13 protein-coding genes and 1 pseudogene are annotated in these 17,550 nt (G+C 66.8%); 11 read left to right on the top strand and 3 right to left on the bottom strand.

Translation table 11 applies throughout. The features are described from left to right. The first annotated feature begins 60 nt into the window (after window positions 1-60). Complete coding sequence (locus LQD00_RS14635; protein WP_232717915.1) at window positions 61-984, top strand: hypothetical protein; 924 nt, start codon at window positions 61-63, stop codon at window positions 982-984. 85 nt (window positions 985-1,069) lie between these two features. On the opposite strand, the gene LQD00_RS14630 is transcribed toward LQD00_RS14635, so the two are convergent. Then, the gene (locus tag LQD00_RS14630; RefSeq protein ID WP_006867755.1) at window positions 1,070-1,840 is read right to left on the bottom strand and encodes an SDR family oxidoreductase; all 771 of its coding nucleotides are present in this window, start codon (window positions 1,838-1,840) and stop codon (window positions 1,070-1,072) included. A gap of 192 nt (window positions 1,841-2,032) precedes the next feature. On the opposite strand from LQD00_RS14630, the gene LQD00_RS14625 reads away from it, so the two are divergent. The 6 genes from LQD00_RS14625 to LQD00_RS14600 all read left to right on the top strand — a co-directional run bounded on the left by LQD00_RS14625 (window position 2,033) and on the right by LQD00_RS14600 (window position 8,201). Next, window positions 2,033-2,956, top strand: a complete 924-nt coding sequence (locus LQD00_RS14625; protein ID WP_154883103.1) for an AurF N-oxygenase family protein — start codon at window positions 2,033-2,035, stop codon at window positions 2,954-2,956. Next, the gene (locus LQD00_RS14620) at window positions 2,956-4,572 is read left to right on the top strand and encodes an FAD-dependent oxidoreductase (RefSeq protein WP_232717914.1); all 1,617 of its coding nucleotides are present in this window, start codon (window positions 2,956-2,958) and stop codon (window positions 4,570-4,572) included. Before LQD00_RS14625 ends, LQD00_RS14620 begins: the two co-directional genes overlap by 1 nt. 5 nt (window positions 4,573-4,577) lie before the next feature. Next, window positions 4,578-4,928, top strand: coding sequence for a DUF2834 domain-containing protein (locus LQD00_RS14615; RefSeq protein WP_232717913.1), 351 nt, complete (start codon window positions 4,578-4,580; stop codon window positions 4,926-4,928). 110 nt (window positions 4,929-5,038) lie between these two features. Continuing rightward, entirely contained in the window at window positions 5,039-5,386 is a 348-nt protein-coding gene (locus LQD00_RS14610; RefSeq protein WP_232717912.1) for a molybdopterin oxidoreductase, read from the top strand. Beyond that, window positions 5,386-7,884, top strand: a complete 2,499-nt coding sequence (nirB, locus tag LQD00_RS14605; RefSeq protein WP_232717911.1) for a nitrite reductase large subunit NirB — start codon at window positions 5,386-5,388, stop codon at window positions 7,882-7,884. Before LQD00_RS14610 ends, nirB begins: the two co-directional genes overlap by 1 nt. Then, on the top strand, window positions 7,881-8,201 hold the full coding sequence (locus LQD00_RS14600; RefSeq protein ID WP_232717910.1) for a Rieske (2Fe-2S) protein: 321 nt from the start codon (window positions 7,881-7,883) through the stop codon (window positions 8,199-8,201). Before nirB ends, LQD00_RS14600 begins: the two co-directional genes overlap by 4 nt. 113 nt (window positions 8,202-8,314) lie before the next feature. Here the strand turns inward: LQD00_RS14600 and LQD00_RS14595 are convergent, their stop codons facing one another. Next, complete coding sequence (locus LQD00_RS14595; protein ID WP_232717909.1) at window positions 8,315-8,674, bottom strand: GIY-YIG nuclease family protein; 360 nt, start codon at window positions 8,672-8,674, stop codon at window positions 8,315-8,317. A gap of 286 nt (window positions 8,675-8,960) precedes the next feature. After that, a complete protein-coding gene (locus LQD00_RS14590; RefSeq protein ID WP_232717995.1) occupies window positions 8,961-13,064 on the bottom strand; it encodes a bifunctional nitrate reductase/sulfite reductase flavoprotein subunit alpha in 4,104 nt (1,367 codons plus the stop codon). 255 nt (window positions 13,065-13,319) lie between these two features. Here LQD00_RS14590 and LQD00_RS14585 point away from each other — a divergent pair, with 255 nt between their 5' ends. The 4 genes and pseudogenes from LQD00_RS14585 to LQD00_RS14570 form a co-directional block, all read left to right on the top strand. Further along, a complete protein-coding gene (locus LQD00_RS14585; protein ID WP_006867746.1) occupies window positions 13,320-14,006 on the top strand; it encodes a response regulator transcription factor in 687 nt (228 codons plus the stop codon). After that, a complete protein-coding gene (locus LQD00_RS14580; RefSeq protein ID WP_119031644.1) occupies window positions 14,006-15,502 on the top strand; it encodes a HAMP domain-containing sensor histidine kinase in 1,497 nt (498 codons plus the stop codon). Before LQD00_RS14585 ends, LQD00_RS14580 begins: the two co-directional genes overlap by 1 nt. Before the next feature lie 171 nt (window positions 15,503-15,673). After that, window positions 15,674-17,125, top strand: coding sequence for a S1C family serine protease (locus tag LQD00_RS14575; RefSeq protein WP_232717908.1), 1,452 nt, complete (start codon window positions 15,674-15,676; stop codon window positions 17,123-17,125). A gap of 91 nt (window positions 17,126-17,216) precedes the next feature. Then, window positions 17,217-17,507: pseudogene (locus tag LQD00_RS14570) on the top strand (molybdenum cofactor biosynthesis protein); the annotation flags it as partial. Window positions 17,508-17,550: the final 43 nt, after the last annotated feature.

Here is a 17,550-nt window from a genome sequence, read left to right as displayed (position 1 = left end):
ATCTCTGGTGGGTTTGGGGAAAGGTGGGTCCAGACAGAGTCGCCGTGCGTCTGAATACGTATGGAGATTCCCACCGATCAGTTCGGACTGGCTCGCCGCGCGAGCATCGTCGGCACCCACACCTCGGACAAGGTGCTCCGGGGGAAGGTCGCATCCAAAGAACTGCACCGACTGTGGCCGGGCGCGATGGCCGACTTCGCGACAGTCGAGCAACTCGACGACGTGGAGAAGCATCGGCTCACGGTCGTGGCGGCCGCGAAGGCCGGCGACCCGAATCGCATCTTCAGCCATGTCTCGGCGGCCGCGATGCACCGATTGCCCCTGTTGTGGCCCGACCTGACCCGCGTCCACGTGACGTCGCCGAAGGTCGGCAAACTGAGTGCGCGCGTCATCCGACACCAGGGCGTGGTGGACCCCGGGGACGTCGAGGTCGTCGACGGCGTGACCGTCACCTCGATCGAACGAACAGCCTGCGATGTCGCGCGTCTCGGGACCAGCCGTCAAGCACTCGTCGTGCTCGATGCCGCACTCCGGATGAAGGCCGACGCCGAACGGATGCAGGCGATCCTCGAGTCATGCCGGCGCTTCAAAGGCGTCGAGATGCTGCGCCGGATGTTGCCGCATGCAAACGCACTGTCCGAGAGTGTCGGCGAATCCCTCAGTCGCGCAGTGATGCTCGACTTCTCGGATCTGCCCGTTCCGCAACAGCAAGTGCGGATCGTCGACGATCGCGGCGAGTTCATCGCACGCGTCGACTTCCTGCTGGCGGACAAGGTGATCGGCGAGTTCGACGGCTTGGTCAAGTACAACGGAACGTTCGACGGGAAGGCGGCCTGGCAAACCGTCGTCGACGAGAAGATCCGCGAGGACAAGCTTCGGGCGCAGGGTTATACGGTCGTCCGTTGGACGTGGAAGGACCTGCGCGACGAGGCCCGTTTCCACGCGACGCTGGTCAAGGCGCTTCGCGCGGCCGGCGTTGCCTGAACCCCGCAAACCCACCACCGATCGCCAAACCCACCGCCGACGGGGGTGCTGGGTTTGGCGAAAAGGGGTGGGTTTGCGGAGGAGGCTACTGCGCGATGAACTTGTTGACGGTCCGGTTGAGGAAGTTCGGGATGAACTTCGCGGCGTTACCGAGGAAGAGGGTCTGGGCGCCGACGGAGTAGCTGGTGCGGTGCAGCAGCTTGTCCTGGCGGGTGGGGTGCACGGATTCCCAGACCTTGTCGGCGACCTGCTCGGGGGTGATGCGGATGCCCAGGGTCTTGGTGGACTTGGCGCCGCCGGTGGCCAGCGCGGTCTTGGCCCACAGCGGCCAGATGCTGACGGCGCGGATGTCGTCGTGCTCCCACTCGAGTTCGAGGGCCTCGGTGAACCCGCCGACGAAGAACTTGGTGGCCGAGTAGACGGCGATGCCGGGCTGTCCGTAGATCGCCGACGCAGATGCGATGTTCACCAGATGCGCACCCGGGGTCTTCTTCAGATACGGGTAGGCGGCCTGCGCGCCCAGGGCGACACCGAGTGCGTCGATGTCGATCTGGCGCTTGATCTGCTCGGGTGTGATGTCGTTGATCTTGCCCTCGTGCAGGATGCCGGCGTTGTTGTCGAGGACATCGAGCGTGCCGCCGGTGTGGGAGGTGAACTCGGCGAGAGCGTCGGCCCACTGTTCCGGTTCGCGGACGTCGAGGGTGCCGGTGATCCAGTCGGGGTGGTCGGCCTTCACCTTCGCGAGAGCGTCGGCATCGACGTCGTAGACGCCGATCGTCCATCCCTCGCGGTCGAACCGCTCGGCGGTGGCGAGGCCGATCCCGGCTGCTCCGCCGGTGATGAAGATGGATGACATGCGAACCCCCATGGTTGATCGGTGACGGCATCGACGGCGCTGACCTGCGACAACCGCGTCGTGCATCGAACTTACTCGTCAGTATATTCATCGATCCGTTTACTGCGTCACACTGCGGTGCTATCTTGACAACACACATTGTCATTACATCGATCATTGTCATGGTCGACGACGACCGGAAGGCGAGTTCGCATGACTGCCGCGATGGAACGAACCGAGAACGTCATCAGCATGCGTGACCAGGGCACCGAGGAGGTTTCCGCACGTCTCATGGCGTCGGCCGCCCGCCTGTCCCGGAACGCGATGACCGAGATCGACTGGTCGAAGCCGATGGACCCGACCAAGTACGGGTGCAGCCCGGAGTGGTCGTCGCTGTACGGCACCGACTACTGGGACGAACTGACCGAGGAGCAGCGGATCTCGGTCACCCGCCACGAGTTCGCCTCGATCATGAACATCGGCATCTGGTTCGAGATGATCCTGCAGGAGATGGTCATCCGCGATCAGTACCTCGGTGACTACCACGGGTCCGAGTTCCAGTTCGCGCTCACCGAGGTCGCCGACGAATGCCGGCACTCGCTGATGTTCGCCAAGGCGTCGGAGAAGATGGTCGGCACCTCCTACCGGCCCTCGAAGAAGGTCGCCCGCCTTGGCAAGATCTTCATGCAGACCGCGAAGAACGAGGTCGCCTACGCCGGGATTCTCGTCGCCGAAGAAGTTCTGGACGTCTTCCAGCGCGGCTGCATGCGCGACGACCGCGTACTCGACTTCATCCGGACGGTCAACGAGATCCACGTCCTCGAGGAATCGCGCCACATGAAGTTCGCGCGTGAAGAGGTGCGTGAGTCGCTGGAAGGCGTGAGCTGGGCACGACGCCAGTTCAGCGCTCTGGCGGTGTCCATCGGCGCGTACTACATCGTCACGAGTCTGGTGCAGCGCAAGGCATTTGCCGATGCCGGCCTCGACGCCGACCGTGCCGTCCGCGAGATGCGGCACAACTCGCACTTCCACTCGATGATCCGCTCGAGCTGTGTTCACCTCATGGAGTTCCTCGACGAGGTCGGCCTGCTCACCAAGCCCGCCATGCGGTACTACCGGAAAGCGCACATGCTCTGATGTTCGTCATCACCCAATCATGTTGCAGCGACGCGGCATGCGTGTCCGTGTGTCCGGTGAACTGCATTCACCCGACGCCCGAGGAACGCGGCTTCGGCAGCTCCGACATCCTGCACATCGACCCCGAGGCCTGCATCGACTGCGGCGCCTGCGCGGATGCCTGCCCGGTCGACGCGATCTATCCCGCGGACAAGCTCGGCACCCGCGACAAGGTGTTCATCGACATCAACGCCGACTACTACAAGCGCAACCCCGACATCCGGTCGGGCTGGGTCGCGCCGACCGACGACGAGGGGTCCGGCGTCTCCTACCCGGACATCCCGAAACTGCCTGCCGGACTGCGGGTTGCGTTGGTCGGCACCGGGCCGTCGGGTGGGTATGCGTTGCGGACCCTGCTCGACCGCACCGAGGCGACCGTCACCGTCATCGACAAGCTGCCGACTCCTGGTGGGCTCGTCCGTGCCGGTGTGGCACCGGATCACGCAGGCACCAAGGGTGTGCTCCGCGGCTTCGACCTGCTCTACCGCGACCCCCGCGTCACCATGCTGACCAACGTGTCGGTCGGCGACGGCCCGAACGAGGTCACCCCGGCCGAACTCGCCGAGCACTTCGACGCGGTGTTCTACGCCGTCGGCGCCAGCGAGTCACGGCGCCTGGGTATTCCGGGCGAGGACCTGCCGGGTTCGACGTCGGCCACCGACCTGGTGGCCTGGTACAACGGCGTGCCCGGTGTCGACGCGGGGCCGCCGCTGCGTCGGGGAACCGCCGACGATCCGGCGACGGGTCGCGCGGTCGTCGTCGGCACGGGCAACGTCGCGCTCGACGTCGCACGCATCCTCGTGTCGCCGCCGGAGTTGTTGGCCACCACCGACATCGCCGACCGTGCCCTCGAGATCCTCCGCGAACAGAACGTCCACGAAGTGGTCCTGTTGGGTCGTCGCGATCAGGCGTCGGCTGCCTACACGGCAGCGGAATACCGTGCGCTGGCGGAGATCCCGGGCGTCGAGGTCGAGGTGTTCGACGGGTCTGACGGGCAGGTGCCGTCGCTGAACGCACCCGCCGACCCGTCTCGGCGTCGAATCGTGTTCCTGTTCCACAGCACCCCGGAAGAGATCGTCGGCAATCCGCAGGTGCAGGCGGTGACCGTCCGGACCGGCGAGGGCCGGCACCACGTCGCCGCCGACCTCGTCGTGCGTTCCATCGGCTACCGCTCGACCCCGATCCCCGGGCTGGCCTTCGACGACGAGCGCGGCATCTTCCGCAACGTCGACGGCCGGCTCGTCGACGAGTCGGGTGAGATCGTTCCCGGCGGTTACGTGCTGGGCTGGGCAAAGCGCGGACCGAGCGGCGGGATCGGCGCGAACAAGAAGTGCGCCACCGAAACCGTCGAAGACTTCATCGCCGACGCCGCGTCGGACCGTCTGCAGCGCACCGAGCGCGACCAGGGTGAGTTCACGGCCCTGGTGCGCAAACGGGTTCGGACCGTCATCGGCTACCGCGGCATGCGGGCGATCGACCGGCGGGAACGTCGTCGCGGCGTCGAGCAGGGTCGTCCTCGCGTGAAGTTCACCCAGGTTGCCGAGATGGTTGGTGCGGCGGGGTGGCGGCGGAGCTAGCGGCGATGGCGGACGAGGACATGAACCAGAAGTGGCGCGAGCGTTCGCTGTTCGCTGTGTTCGTGACCGCGCTGGTCACACAGAACGCGATCGCGATCCCGTACGTCGCGCGCAACGGGCCGGAGTCGGTGAAGGACTTCTTCGTCGGCGACATCATGAGGACGACGCCGGGCCGTTTCGCGATGGTCGACCTGCTGTTCGTGGTGATCGCTTTCCATCTGTGGGCGTTCGGCGAGGCCAAGCGGCTGCGGATCATGCAGTGGTGGTTCGCGTCGGTGATCCTCACCTTCGGGGTCGGCATCGCGACGGCGATCCCGTTCTTCTTCCTGGCTCGGGAACGCGCGATGCGGCGCTGAATCGGACATCGTCGCTGCTCTCGGGGTTGCGGAGCGGCCGTGAGAACCAGACAACGCTGCCGTAACACCTTGGCAAGTCGCATTTCACGCGGCACGCGGATAGTGGCGGCATGTCGAGTACTCCGCGCTTCCTGCAGGGTGTCTTCCCGTTCGCGGGATCGGGCCTGTCCAAGTCTGGCCCGATCGACCCGTTGCTGACGTTCGTGGTGCCGTCGGGAATGACGGCGCAGCCGTTGTACTTTCGCGGCGGTAACAGCTCCGACGAGTTGATCTGCGTGACGCTGATGCGTGACGGGGAGCCGATGCGGATGTTCCCGATGGGGGCGCGGTCGTCGGTCAACGTGCCGTTGCGGGTGGTCGAGGACGTCGACCCCGACACGACCCTCGAACTCGTGATCGCGGCCCCCGAGGGCACGAGCGGTGAGGTCGTGGTCGACTTCGGGATGGTCGTCTTCTGATGGCGGACTCCGCGGATCGGCAACGACGACGTCTGGTGGTCGTCGGGAACGGTATGGCCGGCGCGCGCACGGTCGAGGAGATCCTCGCCCGTGGCGGTGGCGACCAGTTCGACGTCACGATGATCGGCGACGAACCGTACGGCAACTACAACCGCATCATGCTCAGCCATGTCCTGGCCGGTGAGGCGACGGTCGACGACGACGATCTGATGCTGAACCCGATGGCCTGGTACCGCGAGCACGGCGTCACCCTCTACGCCGGCGACCGCGCCGAATCCCTCGACCGGTTCGCCAAGACGGTGACGTGCGCGTCGGGCCGGGCCATCGATTTCGACGTCCTCATCATCGCGACCGGCTCCCATACGTTCTTCCCGAACATGGACGGTCTCCGTGAACCCGACGGCAAGCTCGCCCGGGGTGTGTTCGGGTTCCGGACCATCGAGGACACCAACGGGATGCTGCAGATGGCGACCTCGCGCGACCACATGCGGGCCGTCGTGATCGGCGGTGGCCTACTCGGTCTCGAAGCCGCGTACGGACTGCAGACGCAGGGCGTGGCCGTCGACGTCGTGCATTCACCCGGACACCTGATGAACCAGCAGCTCGACGAGCGCGGTGGTCGCGTGTTGCGCAACAAGATCGAATCTCTCGGCGTCGGCGTGCACACCGGAAAGCGCACGACGTCGGTGTTGCGCAACGACGACGGGACGGTCGCGGGAGTCGGCTTCACCGACGGGGATTCGCTGCCCGCCGACATGATCGTGGTGACCGCCGGCATCCGGCCGAATGTCGAGATCGCGCGCGGGGCCGGGCTCGTCGTCGAACGCGGGATCGTCGTCGACGATCAGATGCGTTGCGAGGACGAGGCATTCATCTACGCGGTGGGGGAGTGCGCCCAACATCGTAGTGAGGTGTACGGGCTCGTCGCCCCGCTGTGGGAGCAGGCCGTCGTGCTGGCCGATGTGCTGACCGGCGCGAATCCCCGAGCCGAGTACCACGGTTCGCGGTTGACCACGAAACTCAAGGTCGCGGGTGTCGACGTTGCGGCGATGGGCGTCAAGGGCCCGGAGCGCGACGACGACGAGTTCGTCCAGTTCTACGAGCCGCGCAGCGGCATCTACAAGAGTGTGGTGGTCCGCGACAACAAGCTGATCGGCGCGATGCTGCTCGGCGACATCTCCAAGGCCAACTTCCTCACCCAGGCCTTCGACGAGAAGGTGCCGTTGCCGGACGAACGCATCTCGATGCTGTTCGACATGGGCACGCCGAGTGCGGAGACCGGTGCCGCCGAACTCGCCGACGACGTCCAGGTCTGCAACTGCAACGGTGTCACCAAGGGCGACATCGTGAGTTGCGTGGCGTCGGGTTGCACCAGCGTCGGCGAGGTGTGCGCGAAGACGCGGGCGGGCAAGGGATGTGGGTCGTGCAAGGGTCTCGTCGCCGACATCGTCGAGTTCGCCGCCGGCGATGCGCTGACTTCTGACGCCTCGGCCGACTGGTACGTCCCGGCGATCCCGCTCACCAAACCCGAACTCATCGACGCGATCCGGCGGCAGAACCTGCGGTCGGTCAGCGAAGTCTTCGAAAAGCTCGCGCCCGCAGGGGAGGACGCGACCGCGAAGATGCCGCTCGCCTCCCTGCTGCGGATCATCTGGGGATCGGATTGGAAGCGTGAGCCGGGTGCATTGTTCGTCAACGACCGTGTGCACGCGAACATCCAGCGTGACGGCACGTTCTCGGTGGTCCCGCAGATGAAGGGTGGGGTGACCTCGCCCGAACAGTTGCGCAAGATCGCCGACGTCGCGGAGAAGTATTCGATCCCGATGATCAAGGCGACCGGCGGGCAGCGACTCGACCTCCTCGGCGTCAAGAAGGAAGACCTCCCCAAGGTGTGGGAGGACCTCGGCATGCCGTCGGGTTACGCCTACGGCAAGTCCTTCCGCACCGTGAAGACCTGCGTCGGAACCGACTACTGCCGTTTCGGTCTCGGCGACTCGACGCGGCTCGGCATCGACATCGAAACCCGCTACCAGGGTTTGGAGTCGCCGGCAAAGCTCAAACTCGCCGTGACCGGTTGCCCGCGTAACTGTGCCGAGGCGCTGTGCAAGGACTTCGGTGTGGTCGCCATCGGCGACGGCAAGTGGGAGATCTACGTCGGCGGTGCCGCAGGCGCCCACATCCGCAAGGGCGACCTCCTCGCGACGGTGGATTCGCCCGACGAGGTGATCCGGTTGTGCGGCATCTTCATCCAGTACTACCGCGAGCAGGGCAAGTGGCTCGAGCGGACGTACGCGTTCGTACCGCGCATCGGGATCGAGGAACTGCGCGCAATCATCGTCGACGACCGTGACGGTCTGGTCGCGGGGTTGCAGGAGCGCATCGACGAGGCGGTCGCCGCCTACGTCGACCCCTGGCTCGACCGCGCTGAACCGAAGTCGCCGGCGCAGTTCACTCCTGCTCTGCCCTTGCTCCCGTTGCCGCAGGTGCCGGTGCGATGACCAGCATCGCCGAACCCGGAGTTGTCATCGGGGCCGTCGCCGACCTCGAACTCGGTGAGAGCCGGGCCTACGCCGTGGATGGCAGACAGATCGCGGTCTTCCGCATGACGGACGGCACGCTACGCGCCACCGATGCGGTGTGCCCGCATCGGGGCGGGCCGTTGGCCGACGGTCAGTTCGACGCCGCCAAGATTGTCTGCCCGCTCCACCAGTACGCCTTCACCTTCGCCGACGGCGCATGCACGTCGGAGGAGATCGGGTCGGTGACGGTGTACCGCGTCGAGGAACACGACGGGGATATCGTCGTCTGGTTGTGAGCCTCTCGAGGCATAGGGGGAGGAGGAAGCGTTAGCAGCGAACTCATCTCGCTCCCTGAGGTGTGAGGAGTGCTAGCAGCGAACTTATCTCGCTCCCCGAGGTGTGAGGAGCGCTAGCGACGAGCCACGAAGGGTTGGCGACCTCGACTCCGCGCCGTCACCCCAGGATCAGTGGCACCACCATGGGCGCGGCGTTTCTGCACACCAGGTCGCTTCGCCAACACCTTCAGATAGTCGATCTCGCCGTTGATCAACGCCCTCTTCTTCGCGCGGGACCAGCCGTGTATCCGTCGCTCGATTCGGTAGGCGTCGGCGAGATCGAGTTCCGCGGACCAGGCCAGGCGTACAGGTCGTCGTTGCGACGTGTACCCGGTCTGAGTGGTGTTGTGTTCGCGGAGTCGCTTCGCGAGATCGCGGGTGCTGCCCACGTAGTACGAGCCGTCCGAGCATTCGAGGAGATAGACCCAAGCCATGGGGCGATCATGCGGCGCCGACTGTTCCGATCGGCACGCTAACCGGACGCTGTGGATGGTTGTCGCGCCGGTGGTGTCGCTGTGCATCTCCGGGTTGCGAGCCCTTCGTGGCTCGTCGCTATCGCTCCTCGCACCTCAGGGAGCGGTGGGAATACGTGCTTTCAACCCACTGAGCGAGTGTTGGCTGCTGACGACGTCGTCTCACCAGGCCTTCGAGGCTCGTCGCTTGCGCTCCTCGCACCTCAGGCAGCGAGGGGGTCTCGCACCTCAGGCAGCGCGCCGGGGCCTAGTAGACGTCCCGCACGTACCGCTTGTCGGCGGCCAGGGCCTTGACGTACGCCTCGGCGCCGGCGGGGGAGCGACGGCCGTATTGCGCGACAATGCCTTTCAGTGTTGCGTCGACGTCCTTGGCCATCCGGGTGGCGTCACCGCAGACGTAGACGTGGGCGCCGTCGTGCAGCCACTGGTAGAGCTCTTCGCCGTGTTCGACCATACGGTCCTGGACGTAGATCTTGCGGTCCTGGTCGCGGGAGAAGGCGACGTCGAGGCGGGTCAGCAGGCCGTCGCCGAGCATCGTCGTCAGCTCGTCGCGATAGTAGAAGTCGGTGGCCGAGTACTGTTCGCCGAAGAACAGCCAGTTCTTGCCGTTGTGGCCCAACGCCTCCCGTTCGCGGAGGAAACCGCGGAACGGGGCTATACCGGTGCCCGGGCCGATCATGATCATCGGGGTGTCGGGATCGGCGGGCGGACGGAAGTGCGTGGTCGAGGTGACGAAGACCCCGACCTCGGTGTCCACGGCATGGTCGGCGAGGAAGGTCGAGCACACGCCGCCGCGCTGGATGCCGCATCGGTTGTAGCGCACCGCGTTCACGGTCAGCTGCACCTCGTCGGGACTTTCCAGCGGGCTAGACGAGATCGAGTACGACCGCGGGGCCAGAGGTTTGAGGACTTGGAGCCATTCGTCGACGTCGGCGTGGATCGGGTGCTCGGCGAGGACATCCACCGATTGCCGACCCCAGGACCAGTCGTTGAACGCCGACTTGTTGCCCGCTGTCGCCAGGGCGTTCAGGTCGGCGGAACCCGAGCGCTCACCGATGAACCGGACGAGGTCGGGGGTGACCCGCGCGAACTCGAGTCGTTCGCGCAGTGCCTGGTGCAGGGGCATGTCGTCGCCGCCGACCGTCACCGTGCGTCCGCCGTCGAGTCCGGTGCGGTCGAGGAACTCCTCGATGAGGGTCGGATCGTTCAACGGCCACACGCCGAGCGCATCGCCGGCCTGGTAGGTCAGAGTGTCCGCGGGCAGCCGGAACCCGAAGTTGCGCACGTCCTTCTGCGAGCCTTCGGCGTTCAGCTTCACATTGCGCACCAGCGAGGTGACCAGCGGCTTCTTGCGGGAGTAGGCGGACGCGGTTCGTACAGACGGGGCGGCCGCGGAGTCTGCGGGCTCGCTGACCACGGTGACCCGATCGTCGGTCACGCCGGAAACCGGCGCACGGTTGCCGATGCTGATCGCGCGGATCACGTCGTTGAGCCAGCCCCCCGCCGTCTCCTCGAAGTCGGGTTCGCAGTCGACGCGGTCGACGATCCGCCGGCCGCCGAGCTCGCCGATCCGTTCGTCGAGTTTGCGTCCGTGGCCGCAGAAGTCGTCGTAGTTCGAATCGCCGAGGGCGAGCACCGCGTAGTCGACTCCGGAGAGGTCCGGTGCCTCGGCGCCGTTCAGCGCATCCCAGAATGCCGAACCGTTGTCCGGCGGATCGCCGTCGCCGGTGGTGGACGTGACGAACAGTGCGGTACCCCGCAGGTCGCCGACCTCGACCTCGTCCATCGACTTCGCGTCGACCCGGAGACCGTTCGCCTTCATCCGCTCGGCGGTCTCGGTGGCCAGTTCCTCCGCGTTGCCCATCTGGGACGCCCACAGCACGGTGATCGTGCTGCTCGAAGCATCGGACTCCGACGACAGCGCAGGCGGCGTCGCGGCATCGACGCGCGAGTACATCCCGGCCAGCAGACCCGACGCCCACAGTCGGACCTCCGCGCGCAGCGGTGCGTCGGCCGGGATCGTGGGAACACCGGAAGGGGTTCCGGAAACACCAGGAGCCGAGACACCCGCGGCCAGCCCTGCCAGATACAGCTGCTCCGCCGGGGACGGCTCCGGCACGCTGACCTCCGAAACACCCAGTGCAACAGCCAACTCAGAAGAGTGATTGTCCGGTAACGCAACAGCCGGTGCCCCGGGGACCCTGGTCAATGTCACGGCGCACACCTTGAGTTCCGGCTGCTGGGACAGCGGGTCCACCGCATCCGACGTCACGGCATTGATGGAGAGGTGCTCGCCGAAGACGTCGTTCCAGTGGAACGGCACGAAGCAGTTGCCGGGGCGTACCCGGTCGGAGATCTTGGCAGGCAACACCGCTCGCCCGCGACGCGAGGCCACCTCGACCTTGTCCTTCGCCCCGATGCCCAACCGCTCGGCATCCTCGGGGTGAAGTTCGACGAACGGCTCGGGGTTGAGTTTGTTCAGCTTGGCGACCCGGCCGGTCTTGGTCATCGTGTGCCACTGGTGGGGCAACCGGCCGGTGTTGAGCAGGAACGGATAGTCGTCATCCGGCAGCTCATCGGCGTCGAGGTGGGGCCGCGCGAAGAACTGGGCGCGGCGCGTGGGTGTGGCGAACGCCAGCCGAGGCACGGTCCCGTCCTCGAGGCGGTGCAAGGTCTGACTCCGGCCGTCGTTCAGGTATCGGATCGGGTTACGAGAACCGTCGGCGAGAAGGTCGGCCCCGTCGGACGACGGCGGGCACGGCCACTGCATCGGGGTTCGGCGCAGTCCGTCGTACGTGACGCCCCGCAGGTCGTAACCGGTGTCCGGATTGGCGAACTGCTTGATCTCGTCGAAGATATCCTCGGCGCTCGAGTAGGTGAACGCGTCCGCGTACCCCATCTCGGATGCGATGCGCGCGATGATCTCCCAGTCCGGGATCGCCTGTCCGGGGGCGCCGAGTGCGGGTTCGAACAGGGTGAGGTTGCGCTCCGAATTCACCATGATCCCGGTCGATTCCGACCACAGCGCGGCCGGTAGCACGACGTCGGCGTACTGGTTGGTCTCCGTCCCGACGAAGGCGTCCTGGGTGATGACGAGATCGGCGCGTTCGAGACCTTTGATGACGGTCTTGCGATTACCTACCGAGGCAACGGGATTGGTGCAGATGATCCAGCAGGCTCTGATGTCGCCGGCGGCCATCTTGCGGAACATGTCGACGGTGCCGCCGCCGACGTCGGTGCGCAGTGTGCCGGGTGGGAGGCCCCACGCGGTCTCCACGAACGTGCGGTCCGCCTTGGAGAGCACCGAACGCTGGCCCGGCAATCCCGGTCCCATGTAACCCATCTCGCGGCCGCCCATCGCATTCGGTTGGCCGGTCAGCGAGAACGGTCCGCTGCCGAGACGGCAGATGGCACCCGTGGCGAGATGCAGGTTCACGAGCGCATTGGTGTTCCAGGTGCCGTGCGTCGACTGGTTGAGACCCATTGTCCAGCAGCTCATCCAGTTACCGGCCTCGCCGATCATCGTCGCCGCGGCGCGCAGGTCGTCTGCGGCGATGCCGGTGATGGATTCGACGACCTCCGGCGGATACTGTGCCGCGAACTCCGGCATCTGCTCGAAACCGTCGGTGAACGACGCGATGAACTCGTCGTCGGTGTGCCCGCCGGTGATCAGCAGATGCAGCAGACCGTTCAGGAAGGCGAGGTCGGTGCCGGACTCGATCTGCAGGAACAGATCGGCCTTGTCCGCGGTCGCGGTGCGTCGCGGGTCGACGACGATCAGCTTGGCGCCCGCCTTGACCCGGTCCATCATCCGCAGGAAGAGAATGGGGTGGCAGTCGGCCATGTTCGATCCGATGACCAGGAAGACGTCGGCGTGGTCGAAGTCCTGGTACGACCCCGGCGGACCGTCGGAACCCAGCGACAGCTTGTATCCGGTGCCGGCGCTGGCCATGCACAACCGCGAGTTCGACTCGATCTGGTTGGTACCGATGAAACCCTTGGCCAGTTTGTTCGACAGGTACTGCGCCTCGAGGGACATCTGGCCGGAGACGTAGAGCGCCACGGCATCGGGGCCGTGCTCGTCGACGATGGCCCGCAGTCTTCGCGCCGTGTCGGTGATGACGGTGTCGAGATCGCCGCGACGCAACCGGCCGCCCCGGTCGTCACGGACGAGGGGAGCGTCGAGCCGGCCGCCGGAGGCGAGCATGTCGGCGGTGGTCGACCCCTTGGTGCACAGCCGTCCGAAATTCGTGGGGTGGTCGGCGCGCCCGACGGTCTTGGTGAGGCCGCCGGACTCGTCGAGCCGCATCTCCATGCCACAGCCGACGCCGCAGTAGGCGCACAGCGACATCACCGACCGCGACATGGCCGATGGGGGCATGACGGGGCGCGTGGTGGAGGAGGCGGTCACGTTCTCCAGCGTCGAAGTCGGATGTTTCGCAACCCGAAGGCCGGCGTTACGCGGCTATCAACTTGATCTCACAGTCGATTGCCGGTGGTGTGAAGGGAGAGGAAACAGCAGGTCGCGAGCAATTCCGAGACCGGATGGTTCCGTTTGCGGCGTTGCTCAGGCGGATCTCAGCCGAGGTGGATAAGACTGTATGCCATGCGCATCCTCGTGGTAGACGACGACCGGGCGGTCCGGGAGTCGTTGCGACGGTCGCTCACCTTCAACGGATACAGCGTCGAGACCGCGGGCGACGGCATCGAGGCACTCGAGAAGATCCTCGCCGATCGTCCCGACGTCGTCATCCTCGACGTCATGATGCCGCGCCTCGACGGCCTCGAGGTGTGCCGCCGACTCCGTTCCGCCGGTGACGACCTGCCGATCCTGGTCCTGACCGCCCGCGACTCCGTCTCCGAGCGGGTCTCGGGGCTCGACGCCGGCGCCGACGACTACCTGCCCAAGCCGTTCGCGCTCGAAGAGCTGCTGGCACGGCTGCGGGCACTGTTACGGCGGGCCGCACCCGACGACGACGCGGACTCGGAGACGCTCACCTTCGCCGACCTCTCCCTCGATCCGGTGACGCGCGACGTCACCCGCGGCGAGCGGTCGATCAGCCTCACCCGCACCGAGTTCGCGCTGCTCGAGATGCTGATGGCCAATCCGCGCCGCGTGCTGTCCCGCAGCCGCATCCTCGAAGAGGTGTGGGGATACGACTTCCCGACCTCGGGCAACGCCCTCGAGGTCTACGTCGGTTACCTGCGTCGGAAGACCGAGGCCGACGGGGAGTCGCGACTCATCCACACCGTGCGCGGCGTCGGATACGTGCTCCGGGAGACCCCACCCTAGTGGCGTCGTTCTCGCGCCTGCGCGGTCAGCTCACGCGCGTCCTCACCGGCGGCTCCGGAGCTTCCGGGGAGAAGGAGATGCGGGCGCCGATGCCGCTGACGCGGGCGGTGTCCCTACGTTCACGCGTCACCATCTTGTCGGCGACGGTCGTGCTGGTGTCGGTCAGTCTGATGGCCGCGGCTGCCTACTTCGTCGTGTACCGGGCGATGTACAACGAGGTCGACCAGCAGTTGGAGAGTCGTGCCGACGGCATGGCCGCCCTTGCGCGTGCGGGTGTTCTCCGCAGCCAGCCCGAGCAGCTGGTCGCGGGAACCGTGTTCTCCACCAACATCTCGGTCGCCTTGGTTACCCCGAGTGGCCAGACATATCTCATCGGGCAGGTCCCGTTCGAGGACCCCGAACGTGAGATCATCCGCGCGCCACTGGTTCCCGGAACCAATCCGCAGAGTCTGCGCACCACCCGCAACCAGCGGGTGCTGACGCGCAAACTCGACGACGGCAACACGCTCGTCCTGGCGCAGAGTCTGATCCAGACCGACCGCGTGCTCAAACGCCTGGCGTGGGTGTTGCTCGTGGTCGGTTGCGGCGGAGTGGCTTTGGCGGCTCTGGCCGGTACGACGGTCGGACGGGCGGGGTTGAGACCGGTGGCCCGGCTCAACCGGGCTGTCGAACGGGTCGCGCGGACGAACGACCTGACCCCCATCCCGGTGACCGGCAACGACGAATTGGCCAACCTCACCGCGAGTTTCAACGCGATGCTCCGGGCGCTCGCCGAATCCCGGGACCGGCAGGCGCGGCTCGTCGCCGACGCCGGGCACGAACTGCGAACCCCGTTGACCTCCTTGCGTACCAACCTCGAACTGCTGATCGCCGCGAGCCGGCCGGGGGCACCGGCCGTGCCCGAACAGGACATGGTCGACCTGCGTGCCGACGTGATGGCCCAGATCGAGGAATTGTCGACGCTGGTGGGCGATCTCGTCGACCTGGCCCGGGAGGACGCGCCCGAGGTGGTCTACGAGGAGGTCGACCTCGCCGAGATCGTCGAGCAGGCCCTCGAGCGTGTTCGACGCCGCCGCAACGACGTCGAGTTCGAACTCGACGTGGCGCCCTGGTACATCTTCGGCGAACAACACGGACTGTCCCGCGCGGTGCTGAATGTGCTGGACAACGCGGCGAAGTGGAGTCCGCCGGGCACCTCGGTGGCCGTCGCGCTGACGCAGACGGGGATGTCCACCGCGCAACTGACCGTCGCCGACTCCGGTCCCGGAATCCCCGAGGAGGATCGCGGTCTCGTCTTCGAACGCTTCTATCGTTCGACGCAGTCGCGGTCGATGCCGGGTTCCGGTCTGGGACTGGCGATCGTGCGGCAGGTCGTCGAACGTCACGGGGGGACGGTCGTCGCCGACACGTCGCCGCTCGGCGGCGCACTCATCCGGATGACTTTGCCGGGTCGGGCAACTCCCGCGGAACCATCTCCGCAAGTGATTCGTCAGTAAGGGTGAAGCGCCGTACATCGGCGGGTCACGACGGCCGTCGTCCACATCACCGACAGCTGTGTGGTTAACCGGTGTGACCTGCTGATCGATCCCCTAGGGTTGACCGAAGGCGCTGCACGGAAACGAAGCGTGCCGGCACGGTGCCGGTCAGACGACGAGGAAGAGACACAGATGACGACTGGCGGTTCGCAAGGTGGCGGTCCGTACGGAGGTGGCCGGCCGGGGCAGCACGAGGCGGGCCAGCAGGCCCACCAGGGCCCGGCCTCGGGAGCGTTCCCCGCGCAGGGCGGCCAGCCCGGTTACGGCGGCAACAACGCACCCACGTCGGTGTACGGCAACCCGGGAACCAGCCCTCTTCCGTCGCAGGGCCCCTACGGCGGTCCCGGCGCGGGCGCCTACTCGCAGCCCGGTCCGGCCGCGTTCGGACCGCAGTCGGGTGCGCTGCCCGCGTTCGGCGGCCCCGGCGGCCCCGGCGGCGAACTGCCGCCGCAGAGCCCGAAGAAGGGTGGCGGCGGACGCCTGGCCGCACTCGGCGCGGGCGCCCTGGTGGTGGCTCTGGTCGCCGGCGGTGCGGGCGGCGCGATCGGCTACACGCTGGCCGACGGCTCCGACGGGTCGTCGATCAGCACGAGCAGTGGTCCCCTCGGCGGCGACCCCAACGCGAACGGCAACAACAAGCCCGTCGAGGCCCCGGCCGGTTCGGTCCAGGAGGTGGCCTCCCGGGTGCTCCCGTCGGTCGTCTCCATCGAGGTCGCCTCGGCCGGCGCCATGGGCTCGGGATCGGGTGTCGTCCTCAGCGAAGACGGCGTCATCATGACCAACAACCACGTCGTGAGCGCCGGCGGCAACGGCCCCGCCGCCAAGGTCGCGGTCAACTTCTCCGACGGTTCGCGCGCATCGGCTCGAGTGCTGGGCGCCGACCCGATCTCCGACATCGCCGTCATCAAGGTCGACCGGAACGATCTGACCCCGGTCACGGTCGGCAACTCGAACAACCTGGCGGTCGGGCAGGACGTCATCGCCATCGGCTCGCCCCTCGGACTCGCCGGAACGGTCACCACGGGCATCATCAGCGCCCTCAACCGGCCGGTCCTGACCTCCCGTGATCCCGGCACCAACACCACCTCGGTGATCGACGCCATCCAGACCGACGCCGCGATCAACCCCGGTAACTCGGGCGGTGCGTTGGTGAACGCCAGGGGAGCGCTGATCGGCATCAACACCGCCATCGCCACCCTCGGTGGAGGCGAGCAACAGGCCGGTGGCAGCATCGGACTCGGGTTCGCGATTCCCATCGACCAGGCGATCCGCGTGGCCAAGGAGCTCGAGTCCACGGGCAAGGCCAGGCACGCCAACATCGGTGTCTCCGTCCGCCCGAGTGGTGACTCCGACGCGCCCGGCGCCGTCGTCACCGATGTGACGCCGGGCGGACCTGCGGCGGGCGCGGGTATCCCGAGGAACGCGGTCATCACCAAGGTCGACGACCGTCCGATCGCGTCGGGAGACGCGCTGGTGGCGGCCATCCGGTCACATGCACCGGGGGACACGGTCACGGTGACCTACACCGACGGCGGGAACAGCAAGACCGCACAGGTCAAGCTGGGCACGCTCGAGGTGAAGTGACACGCGGCGCCACCGCCGCGACCAAGCACAACCACACAGCCCCGCACGACCGTCCATCGGACGGTCCGAGACGAGAGAGAAAGGGCCTGCCATGTCTGATGCCGGATCCACCGTTCCCGGAAGCACCGCCGTCTCCGGCGACACCGTAGAAGAAGGGCAGTCACTGGACGTCCGACTCGCGGGTGATCGGGGTCAGGTCGATCCGGCCGATGTGGTCGCCGCCGACGCCGCGGCGCGCGAGTTCGTCGCGCGCCACGAGCAGGCCGCGCACCGCCCGCAGGGCGAGGAGATCGGCCGGGCCCTGGTCGTCGTCGTCGACGACGAGGCCGCACACGGTGAGGACCAGCGCCTGCTCGGCCCGCTCGTCGGTGAACTCCTCGCGKATACACATCAGACGCTGCCGACGAACTCTAGGGTGTAGATCT

It is taken from the genome of Gordonia metallireducens (assembly GCF_021245825.1).
In the GTDB taxonomy this organism is placed as follows: Bacteria; Actinomycetota; Actinomycetes; order Mycobacteriales; family Mycobacteriaceae; genus Gordonia; species Gordonia namibiensis.
This window is presented reverse-complemented; position numbering and strand designations above follow the sequence as displayed.